Here is a 10274-nt window from a genome sequence, read left to right on the forward strand (position 1 = left end):
TTGCATTTACCCATGTCATGGTGCATTTACAACTTCGTGAAATTTCCAATGTGCATTTACAACTTCAATGTTGCATTTAGGATTTCAACTAACCGAATTGACGGTATTAATGAATGATTATTCCTAATGAGAATGATCTTTCATTATTTATAAGTATTTGCTATTGAACTTTTACGTTGTTATACTGAATTTAGAAAACAAGAGAGGAAGTATCAGATATGTTCAAAAAAATAAATGTGTTGTTGGTTGCATCGCTGTTGGTTTTATCGGTGGCCGGCTGTTCCGGGCGTTCTGCCGGAACAGAGGCGCAGGCTGAAACAGAGGCGGCAGCCATACAGAGTGAAAATACCGTAGACAGTGGACAGGAAGGCGTCCAGGCCGGGGCGGTGGGGGAATTGCCGGATCTGGAGATTCGATTTGGCTATGACGGGGAGCCGTTTATTCTGCGTCTATATGATAATGACACTGCGGCAGAGATTGCGAGAGATGTGGGCGAGGCTTCCTGGAATCTGCCAATTTATCATTATGACGATTTTGAAAATCATGAAGTTATGCAGTATTACGACATTCCGGGCAGATATACCATACCATCAGACCCGGAAACCATCACTTCGGAGCGGGCCGGGGAAGTGTATTATTCCGAGCCGAACCGGATGATCCTGTTTTACCATGACGCTGAGGTGACAGGGGAATATACAAAAGTAGGTACCATTGAGGGAACCGGGGAGCTTAGCGAGGCAGTGGAGAACAACCCGGTTCTGGAGGGCTGGAGCAACAAAATTGTGTCTATTCAGTGGGCACAGTAGTAACTTATGTCAAACAGGAAAGGATGAAATCAGATGAGAAAAATCTTGAGCTTTATGATGGTCACTTTTGCAATGATAACCCTGGCAGCATGCCAGAGGAGCGGAGTAAATACCGCTCTGGCCCAGACAACGGCTGAAGCGGCAGGCCCCGGGATTGTAAATAGCCGGATGGAAACCGAAGTCGGCCCCGGTGTGGTTAGTGACCAGGCTGATACCAGTGCGGCAGCCATAGAAAACGCTCCGCAGGAAGAAACTTCCGAACCTGCTTTGGCAGAAAATGAAAAAACAAGGATTCGTATTGTGGCGGGAGAGAACACCATTGTGTTTGAATTAAATGACAGTGCGGCGGCAAAGAGCCTGTACCGGCAGCTTCCCTTGTCATTGGATGTTGAGAATTTCAGCAACAATGAAAAGATCTTTTATCCTCCGGAAAAGCTGGATGTCACAGATACCCCGCAGGCGGCTTCCGGCATGGGTACGCTGGCCTACTATGCTCCATGGGGAGATGTGGTCATGTTCTACGGAGATTACAGTCCCAACGGACAGCTGTATGAATTAGGGCAGGCTGTCTCGGGAACAGAGAATATTCACAGCCTGTCCGGAATATTGCAGATTGAAAAGGACGAGTAAATAATAAAATCTACTGATTCCTGAAGTACCCCGCAGCGAGTCTGGCATCCGCATCTATGATGATACAGTTTTAAACTGGATTGACTTTATTATGAGGTTTAAAAGAGGCGGCATGGCGTTGGAGGCAATTCGGGAGTATGTGCAGCTTGCCTTAAAGGGCGGGGAAACAAAAGCGGCAAGGAAAGAGATTATGATGGAAGCGAAGGAAAGTCTGGAGGCAAGGCTGATGGAAATGCAGGAGAGCCTTGACGTTATCAACTACAAGCTGGACACTTATGAGCAGAAATGCGGTCCGATTACGATGAAGATTGGAAAGGAGAACTCCTAATTACCAAAATGCTAAAAACTGCAATGGGCATGGAACGTAAATCATGCAGTCGATCGTAATCGCCAGAGGGCAGAAAGGATATTATGAACAAGAAAATACATTTTATCGTGACGGTTGTTGCGTCAGCCGCTTTATTGGCAGGCTGCTCGCAGCCGGAAGAGGCAGTTCCTCAAAATATGAATAGCCAGAAAGAGGGCAGCGGGAAAAGCACTTCCGAGGTACAGAACATAACGTCCTCAGAAATCTCTATGGCAGGACAGCCGGAGAAAGGGGCTGTCGTTTATATGACGGCGGATATCAATTCAGACAGTCTTATGGAAATTTATCAGGCGCTGGGCGCGGCCCCAACCGGCAGGGTAGCGGTAAAGCTGTCTACCGGAGAACCGGGGAGTAACTATCTGCGCACAGACCTGATTGGCGGTCTTGTCCAGTCCCTGCAGGCAGCAATTGTAGAGTGCAACACTGCCTATGGAGGGGCCAGGTCCAACACGGCCATGCATTACCAGGTAGCAAAAGATCATGGTTATACTGCCATTGCTGATATAGATATCATGGATGAGGGCGGTTCCATGACGCTTCCGGTTACCGGAGGAACCAATCTGACGGAAAATTATGTGGGAGAGCATTTTTCTGACTACGACTACTATGTGATACTGTCCCATTTCAAAGGCCATGCTATGGCTGGGTTCGGGGGAGCAATTAAAAATATCTCCATTGGGCTTGCATCAGCGGAAGGTAAAAACCATATTCACACGGCAGGAAAGGGCGGGAGCATGTGGAGCGCTTCTCAGGACCCGTTCCTGGAATCCATGGCGGAGGCCGGAAAATCGGTTGCGGATGCTCTGAATGGGAACATCCTCTATATCAATGTGATGAACCGTCTAAGTGTGGACTGTGACTGTGATACAAGCCCTGCTGAGCCGGATATGCATGATATAGGAATCCTGGCTTCCTACGACCCGGTGGCCCTGGATCAGGCATGCGTTGACCTGGTTTATGCTGCTGCGGACGGACAGTCCCTGGTGAATCGGATTGAATCCAGAAATGGTATTCACACCCTGGAGCAGGCGGAGAAGATAGGGCTGGGGAGCAGGACCTATACGCTGGTTAATCTTGATGAGTAAAAGACAAAGATGGCTGCAAAGATAATTTTTCAAATACTGGAATTGAGGTAGAGCTATGATTGAAGCACTTCACAGGGAATTTATTTATATCTGGTATTATTTTGACCTGCAGTTCCGGCAGATTTTCTTTTACTGGGCGGTGGGGATTCTGATTGGTTCCCTGATGTCTGTTTTTCTCAAGAAACATATCCATGACAGAATGTCTTCGTTGGGAAAACGAAAGATGGGGATATGGGGAATTATTCCCGCCTCCGCATTGGGAATACTTTCCCCGCTCTGTATGTATGGGACTATTCCCATTGCCGCCTCTTTTTCTAAAAGTGGGATGCGCGAGGACTGGATAACCGCATTTATGATGAGTTCTATCCTGCTAAATCCACAACTGTTCTTTTATTCTTTTGCGCTGGGGACAGAGATTGCAATGCTCCGTCTGCTGGTGGCCTTTATATGCGGCTGCGCAGGCGGACTTCTCATACATATTTTTTTTAAACAAAGAAGCTTTTACAAGTTTACGGATTTTGATCTGCCGGAAAACCGAGATAGTGAGGCGAATATTGTGAGGCGTCTTTTGAAATATATGGGACGCAATATAAGGATAACTTTTCCGTATTTTTTGTTGGGAGTTCTATTGACTGCCCTATATCAGAGGTATGTGCCGTCCCGGTGGGTTACCGGTTTATTTGGAGCGAATCAGGGACTGGGCGCACTGATGGCAGCGGCTCTTGGCATTCCTCTTTATACCTGCGGCGGTGGGACGATTCCTCTGATTGCAGCCTGGCTGGGGGAGGGGATGAGTAAGGGCAGCGCCACCGCCTTTATGATTGCCGGGCCCGCTACGAAGCTTACCAATTTGGGGGCGGTAAAAATTGTTCTTGGAGCAAAGCATTTTATTCTGTACCTTGTTTTTTCAATTCTAATGTCTACTGGCGCTGGAATGTTGGTTGATTTGTTATTTTATGGTATATGAATATTTGCAGCACTCTCTACAAGAGCGGCGGCCGATGTTAGCTTATGATGCTCAAAAGTTCATAGGCACTGGTGGATAAACGGATTGCCTCCCGTTTTTTTGCATCCCCCAGCAGGTCCACCAGTTCCTCCAGGACCTTTATGTGGGCTGTGTTATGATTTGACAGGAGCATGACAATTAAATCCACCGGGTCATTATCCGCATGGTTGAAGCGGACCGGCTTATCCAGGGTAATTACGCTCATGCATGGGCCAGAAAGCTCCGGTGCAAGAAGATGAGGAAGCGCTACTCCCTTGTCAATTACCATATAGCCGCCCAGCTTCCGTTTAATGCGTATCATCTCGTCAATATGCCTCTGGGTGATATATCCTTTTTTCTTTAACAGATCTCCGGCCAGTTGGATAGCGTCATAACAATTCCTTGCATGCACATTCACCGCCACCAGAGATTCGTCAAGCAGATTCCTCACGGCCGGCTTGTGGCTCTTGTCCAGCCCTTGTACCTCCTCTTTGATATCCCGGGTTAGCTCGATGGACAGCTTGATACGCTCCTCCGGCTTCAGCTCTAAGGAACGGGCTACTATGTTAATGGTGGCGCTGATATACTTGTTGAAGTCCACATTCTGCATCCTTAGCATGAACATTCCCATGAGCTTGTTGATATCTTCCAGCTTAAGAAGGGGATTTACTGTGACGCATTGGTACTGTGTGCTTTCTAAAGGCAGAGTAGAGATGATAAGGTCACAGGAGAGTGGCTGCGCAGCGCTGATGAACTCGTGGTAGGATATGGATTTTACTACATTTACATTGGAAAATATGGATTTCAGGCGGTTCTCCAGTATCCTGGACGTTGCAACTGTACTGTTGCACACGATGATTACATCTTTCTTTACCGCGGCCTCCAGCGGATTCTTGAGAATGCAGGCAACAATATACATAGAAATATATACCGCTTCCCGGCTGCACACTTCCTGGTTTACAGTTCCCAGCCGTTCTTTCAGGATGGTACATAGCTTCTGCCTGACCACCTGGCAGACATCGGGGAATGTTTCCTCTATCTCCTGCAGCGCAGCATTATGCTCCGCGGGTATATTGAGGAACAGGCGGTACTGCATGACGCTGAGGTGGGCAGCCAGATCCAGAACAGTATCATCCCCTTCTTCAAATTCGATTTCCAGGGAGTCCTTTACTTCGGCAATCAGTTCCTTTGCGATCAGGACATGCTCTACATTGATTTCCTGGGAGGAACCAAATTTACGCAGCGACATCCACTCTGCATGGATCAGGAACATCTCATTTTCATCCGCATCCAGTCCAGTCTGATCCAGAATCATGTCATGGATCCGGTTATAGTCAAATCCGGATGGTACCTCAATGTGGGGAAATGTCTGTCTTTTCACACTGATTGGATGCCCTCTATCCATGCGTGTGAATGCGGTGAGAAGATATAGGAACATGGCGCAAAATCCATTGTCCGATATGGTCACATGGGCGCTATCCTGAAGTTCCCTGATTATAAACAGGATTTTCTCCCTCCATGCATTTAATACATTGCAGAAAGAGGTCATCTGATACTTTCGCAGCAGGCTCTCAGCCTGTGTGAACCTCATACCTATCAGCTCCTGCTGGTGCGTTCCCGTCTCCAGCATCTCTCTCAGAACCATGATGCATCCCCTGCGGATGTTATTTTCCGTATCCCGCACCGTAATTCCCATGTGCGGCTTGGAAACCATATGGATGCAGGACCGGTCCATCCAGGCTTTCACCTTCTGCAGGTCATTAGAAACTGTGGCAGCGCTTACCTGCAGCTTTTCCGCCATCTCGGCAATGCTGGTGGAGGAGCCTTCTGACAGGAGCCATCCCGTGATGGAACGGACCCTCTCGGCAGAGGACATTACATATCCTCCTGTCCCTTTTTCCCTCAAATGCATTTGGATCTGCCCATTGATGTCCTTTAACAGTATCCCTATTCCCGGAATCCTCACCACCGGTTCATGCGAAAATCCCCCCAGCCACTCATCGATAACATCCAAATCGCTGCGAATGGTCCGGGAACTCACTGACAGCAGGCTGGCCAGCTCTCCTGTTGTCATGGCCTGCCGTGACTGAATCAGTATTTCAATTATACGTACACATCGTTCATAGAGCATAAAACCATTCCTCATCCCTGTTTTTGTAATAACATCGTTCCTCAACTGATTCTTCATCCGACAGATAGCTTTGGCTTGAATGTGCCAGTGTAAAGCCGCAGTCACAGGCCCATTGATCCAGAACCGGCACAAGTGCGCGGTATGTACTTTTGTAGCTGAACATAATCATCCCTCCCGGATTCAGATATCCGGGCAGGTGTATCAATATATCTTCGCAATCCCTGATGTTATGTAATACCATGAAAAGGCAGATCAAATCATAATATTTCCCGGACAGACATGCTTCTTCAGAGATAAAATGAATGTTTTTCCGGCTGAACACGCGGCTCGCAAACTCAATGCGCTCCTGGTCCGGGTCATATGCCGTAACCCGGCGGCAGTGGCAGGAGAGCAGATAGCTGCCCCATCCATAGCCGCAGCCATAGTCCAACACGTCTTTCCCAGCCGTGCTGCCAGCAACATTTTCATATGAAGCCAGCATAGCACGGAGGAACGGGTCCCTGCGGATCAGTTCCAGGTACTGTTCGGATTCCTGCATTTTTCCCTCCGATCCAGAAACAGGCAAGCCTGCATTTTCTGTTACGAAATGCGTGGCCTGCCATATATTTTTATTTAGTGGAACAGTGACATGAGCTTTGCAATCAAATATCCGATTGTATTAAAGTCCATAGCTTCATATGCTCCTCCTGTTGCCATGAGATGTCCTGTCATGGGGAAGGTAAGAGCCACTGCAAACTGGAGTATAAAGCCTGTTATAAGAGCGCTGAATATACAGTTTTTAAGGCCTCCCCTGGCATTGGCGTACACGCCGACCAGTGCTCCTTCAAAAAAGTTGATCTGGACTCCAGGTACCACAACCGGTGAGAAACCGGTAAAAGCCATAACCAGAGTAGCCAGGATGGAACCTAAAAGGCTGAATACGAAACCAAGCATCACAGCAGTGCCGGCGTAAGGGAATACCGTGGGATAGTCGAGGCCCAGGACCGCGTTAGGCAGCAGCTTTTCAGCAACACCGGAGAATGCGGGAATCAGTTCTGCCAGCATCATGCGCACGCCATAGAGGATGACTGCGATTCCTCCTCCAAAGGTGAGTGACTGTATTAGGACATATAGAATCCAGGGAGTTCCTTCGGCCAGCTCTCTTACAACCGCGGGGCCGGCAATAAAGGTGAAAATAAAATTCATTACAAGCACGGCCATGCAGGTTGCGATTATACTGTCCTTGAGCCAGTTAAGCGAACTGGGAAATTCAATCTCTTCTGTGGATTTTCCACCCTTCTTAAACAGCCTTCCGGCTTCTCCGGCAATAACGAGCGCAATGGCACTGGGGACAAAATTAGCATGCTCCGTAGTCACAGGCTTTAAGTAGTGGGCGGAAATGGTGGTGGCAATCCAGTAATACACGCCTGAAATAAGGCCGCCGATTGCTATCAAAGTGATTCCGGAGAATCCGAAGCCCGCCATAATGCTTGCCATGAAGCCTGCCCAGAAAAGCTGAAGGTGTACGGTCATGGCCAGATTCTTCCATGGCGTAAATTTGGCAAGCAGGATATTAATGACAAATCCAATGATGAAAATTAATGCGGCTTCCGTTCCAAATTTGGCCATGGACTCGGCATAGACCACCCAGTACAGAGGCAGCACGCCGTCCACGCCCAGCCCCCGTTGCACAAGGGTTGTCAGCAGGGTGATAGGAGTACCAATAATAGTTGTACCTGCGCTTAGGATCAGATATCCCATCATAGTCTTTACAGTTCCCATGACAATATCACTGACATTCTTTCTTAAAAACATCAAACCAATACATGCTATAATACCCAACATTACCGTGGGATTACCAAGCACGTTGGTAATAAAATCAATTGCAAAGTTCATAGTATCCCCCTCTCCATCCTACGTTCCTTTACAGTTTCCAGGCTGCCGTGGGCGTCTGGGTTGCCCATATTCCTCCATCCAGTCCTATGGTCTGTCCTGTAATATAGCTCGCCTGATCCGAGCAGAAGAAGCTGACCAGGTCAAATGCATCATCGGTTTCCCCAAACCTGCGAAGCGGTATCTGGCATAGCTTGCTCTCTGCCCTGTTTTTAATCACGTCTTCTGCCATTGGGGTGTTTAATACGCCCGGCGCATAGCAGTTTACGCGGATCTTGTATGGGGCTAATTCAGCTGCCCAGACCTTTGTAAGTACAATCATGCCAGCCTTGGCCGCCCCGTAGGCCCCTGAACCCGTATTAGGGAATGTTGCCAGGATGGAGGATACATTGATGATATTTCCACCATTTTCCTTCATATAAGGCACGCTGGCGTGAGTACAGTACATGGGACCCATGAGGTTTACATCTACCATGAGCTTCATATGCGTATCCGTAGAGCTCTCAATCATACCCTTGTGAAGAACCCCGGCATTATTAATCAGTATATCGATCCGGCCAAACCGTTTGCCTATATCATCGATGGCTGATGTCACTTGTCTGTTGTCGCTGACATCTACCGCGTAGGTCAAAAAACGGCCGGTATCCGGGTTCACTTCTCTTACTACGGCATCCAGGTTCTGGCCATTAAGATCCAGGAGGCCGACCACGGCGCCTTCTTCATAGAAACGGATCGCAAGTTTCTTTCCTGCCCCCTGACCGGCACCCGTGACAATTACTACTTTATTCTCAAATTTCCCCATGTCCGATTCCTTTCTTAATTATGAATTGCTCCCAAAGTCCTTACAATTTCTGTTTAATTCCATTTGCTTCGCAATATTCCCGCAGCTTGTCCTTTATTTCCTGCTTATTTACAAAGCTGGTAAGCTGTATGATCGGTTTATCAATGTCCTGCACAAGATAGGCCAGTTCCCTTCCTATCAGCACCAGATCCGCAGTGCGTGCCGCGCCCTTCCCTGTTGTAATATCACTGACCTCAAGTCTAGCCTCTATATCCAGGTCCTTAAGCGCCTTCTCTGCATTCATCTTCAGGATTACGCTGCTCCCCATGCCGCATCCACAAATCGTAACAATATGTAACATTATTCCTCCACCTCCACATCATTGAATATCCTGGCAACCATCTCCCGGCGGTCACACGCTGTAATCCGTTCCAGCATCCTGTCATCTTCAAATATGGTGGCAATAGCCTGCATGATTTTTAAATGAAGATCATCATTGCTTCCCGCCAGTCCGATTAACAGGTAGACCGGATCATTGCTCTCATTGCCAAATTCCACAGGCTGGGACAATGTCATGATACTAATGCCGCTCTTTATGACGCCGTTGGTACTTCTTGCATGAGGCATTGCCAGTCCCGGAGCCACCACGATATACGGCCCAAGGTTTTTGACCGTTTGGACCATGGCATTCACATATTCCCTGGTCACATAGCCATTATTTAAAAGTATGGTTCCTGATTTTATGACCGCATCCTGCCAGTCAGCTGCAGACACATTTAATTCTATATCATCCAAACTTACCAGTTTCTGCATCCCGATCCTCCGCCTTTTTACAGGCCACCAATGATTTCCTCTCCAGCACTGGCGCCGATTCTTGTAGCCCCTGCCTCAATCATGGCAAGGGTATCCGCGGTGGTGCGGATTCCTCCAGCCGCTTTGATGCCTGTCTCAGGCTTTACGCTGCTGCGGATTAGTTTCACATCATCCACAGAAGTGGAACGCGGCAGCATGGCCGAAAATCCGGTGGAAGTCTTGACTATGTCCACACCATGCTGCTCCGCAAGGCCACATGCTTTTACAATCTGGTCATTCGTAAGCAGCGGGGTCTCAATAATCAGCTTAACGATTGCCCCCCTGGCATGGCTGGCCTTTACCACGCCATCCAGTTCCTCAATTATGATGTCGTATCTCTCAGACTTTAACGCAGATACATTCATTACCAGGTCAATTTCCTGGGCTCCCTTGTCAAGGGCGTCCTCTGTCTCATGGATTTTCACATCCGGCCAATCAAATCCCAGAGGAAAGCTGATAACCGTGCACACCTTTGTGTCGGAATCCTTCAGTGCCTCGGCTGCCGTTTCTATCATATTGGGCAGTATGCAGACACTGGCAAAATGGTTCTCCTTTGCATTCCGGCAAAACTTGGCGACATAGTCATGGTTCATTCCAGGTTTTAATGTTGTCTGGTCAATATAACGCGCCAATTCATTTCTATTCATTTTTCTGTCCTCCTCAATCGTTTCGGTAGTGTCAAGTTTCACTACCTGTTTTATTGTTTAAACCTTGATTTTATGGGAGTTTGCAATAAAAAGAGCAATGACCTCCCTTTTTTTGGTA

12 protein-coding genes are annotated in these 10274 nt (G+C 48.0%); 5 read left to right on the plus strand and 7 right to left on the minus strand.

All coding sequences use genetic code 11. The annotated features are described in order from the left end of the window. Positions 1–218 precede the first annotated feature (218 nt). The 5 genes from ABID13_RS28340 to ABID13_RS28360 all read left to right on the plus strand — a co-directional run bounded on the left by ABID13_RS28340 (position 219) and on the right by ABID13_RS28360 (position 3855). Complete coding sequence (locus ABID13_RS28340) at positions 219–806, plus strand: cyclophilin-like fold protein (RefSeq protein ID WP_048930890.1); 588 nt, start codon at positions 219–221, stop codon at positions 804–806. A gap of 33 nt (positions 807–839) precedes the next feature. After that, positions 840–1436, plus strand: a complete 597-nt coding sequence (locus tag ABID13_RS28345; RefSeq protein ID WP_242849298.1) for a cyclophilin-like fold protein — start codon at positions 840–842, stop codon at positions 1434–1436. Positions 1437–1452: 16 nt separating this feature from the next. Further along, positions 1453–1764 (plus strand): MerR family DNA-binding protein, encoded by a 312-nt coding sequence (locus tag ABID13_RS28350; protein WP_276325550.1) that lies wholly within the window; start codon positions 1453–1455, stop codon positions 1762–1764. Between the two features lie 248 nt (positions 1765–2012). Then, a complete protein-coding gene (locus ABID13_RS28355; protein ID WP_242849300.1) occupies positions 2013–2888 on the plus strand; it encodes a DUF362 domain-containing protein in 876 nt (291 codons plus the stop codon). 55 nt (positions 2889–2943) lie between these two features. Further along, positions 2944–3855, plus strand: coding sequence for a permease (locus ABID13_RS28360; RefSeq protein ID WP_048930892.1), 912 nt, complete (start codon positions 2944–2946; stop codon positions 3853–3855). A 37-nt stretch (positions 3856–3892) separates the two neighbouring features. Here the strand turns inward: ABID13_RS28360 and ABID13_RS28365 are convergent, their stop codons facing one another. From ABID13_RS28365 to deoC, 7 genes are all read right to left on the minus strand, one after another. Further along, positions 3893–6004 (minus strand): BglG family transcription antiterminator, encoded by a 2112-nt coding sequence (locus ABID13_RS28365; protein ID WP_048930893.1) that lies wholly within the window; start codon positions 6002–6004, stop codon positions 3893–3895. Further along, entirely contained in the window at positions 5994–6542 is a 549-nt protein-coding gene (locus ABID13_RS28370; protein ID WP_048930894.1) for a class I SAM-dependent methyltransferase, read from the minus strand. The genes ABID13_RS28365 and ABID13_RS28370 overlap by 11 nt, the downstream gene beginning before the upstream one ends. A 74-nt stretch (positions 6543–6616) precedes the next feature. After that, positions 6617–7879 (minus strand): PTS ascorbate transporter subunit IIC, encoded by a 1263-nt coding sequence (locus tag ABID13_RS28375; protein WP_045093945.1) that lies wholly within the window; start codon positions 7877–7879, stop codon positions 6617–6619. 28 nt (positions 7880–7907) lie between these two features. Continuing rightward, the gene (locus tag ABID13_RS28380; RefSeq protein WP_048930895.1) at positions 7908–8678 is read right to left on the minus strand and encodes an SDR family NAD(P)-dependent oxidoreductase; all 771 of its coding nucleotides are present in this window, start codon (positions 8676–8678) and stop codon (positions 7908–7910) included. A 40-nt stretch (positions 8679–8718) separates the two neighbouring features. Beyond that, positions 8719–9018 carry a PTS sugar transporter subunit IIB gene (locus ABID13_RS28385; RefSeq protein ID WP_048930896.1) on the minus strand — a complete coding sequence of 100 codons (300 nt, stop codon included), beginning with the start codon at positions 9016–9018 and terminating at the stop codon, positions 8719–8721. Continuing rightward, entirely contained in the window at positions 9018–9470 is a 453-nt protein-coding gene (locus ABID13_RS28390; RefSeq protein WP_007859401.1) for a PTS sugar transporter subunit IIA, read from the minus strand. The genes ABID13_RS28385 and ABID13_RS28390 overlap by 1 nt, the downstream gene beginning before the upstream one ends. Positions 9471–9487: 17 nt before the next feature. Next, positions 9488–10156: a deoxyribose-phosphate aldolase gene (gene deoC / locus ABID13_RS28395; RefSeq protein WP_048930897.1), complete on the minus strand. Its 669-nt coding sequence runs from the start codon at positions 10154–10156 to the stop codon at positions 9488–9490. Between the last annotated feature and the right edge of the window lie 118 nt (positions 10157–10274).

The organism is Enterocloster citroniae (genome assembly GCF_040545455.1).
GTDB lineage: Bacteria > Bacillota > Clostridia > Lachnospirales > Lachnospiraceae > Enterocloster > Enterocloster citroniae.

Bases quoted from the DNA above. Each gene is read 5' to 3' on its own strand.
- ABID13_RS28340 (WP_048930890.1), top strand. From the start codon at position 219: ATGTTCAAAAAAATAAATGTGTTGTTGGTTGCATCGCTGTTGGTTTTA.
- ABID13_RS28345 (WP_242849298.1), top strand. From the start codon at position 840: ATGAGAAAAATCTTGAGCTTTATGATGGTCACTTTTGCAATGATAACC.
- ABID13_RS28355 (WP_242849300.1), top strand. From the start codon at position 2,013: ATGGCAGGACAGCCGGAGAAAGGGGCTGTCGTTTATATGACGGCGGAT.
- ABID13_RS28360 (WP_048930892.1), top strand. From the start codon at position 2,944: ATGATTGAAGCACTTCACAGGGAATTTATTTATATCTGGTATTATTTT.
- ABID13_RS28365 (WP_048930893.1), bottom strand. From the start codon at position 6,004: ATGCTCTATGAACGATGTGTACGTATAATTGAAATACTGATTCAGTCA.
- ABID13_RS28370 (WP_048930894.1), bottom strand. From the start codon at position 6,542: ATGCAGGAATCCGAACAGTACCTGGAACTGATCCGCAGGGACCCGTTC.
- ABID13_RS28375 (WP_045093945.1), bottom strand. From the start codon at position 7,879: ATGAACTTTGCAATTGATTTTATTACCAACGTGCTTGGTAATCCCACG.
- ABID13_RS28380 (WP_048930895.1), bottom strand. From the start codon at position 8,678: ATGGGGAAATTTGAGAATAAAGTAGTAATTGTCACGGGTGCCGGTCAG.
- ABID13_RS28385 (WP_048930896.1), bottom strand. From the start codon at position 9,018: ATGTTACATATTGTTACGATTTGTGGATGCGGCATGGGGAGCAGCGTA.
- ABID13_RS28390 (WP_007859401.1), bottom strand. From the start codon at position 9,470: ATGCAGAAACTGGTAAGTTTGGATGATATAGAATTAAATGTGTCTGCA.
- deoC (WP_048930897.1), bottom strand. From the start codon at position 10,156: ATGAATAGAAATGAATTGGCGCGTTATATTGACCAGACAACATTAAAA.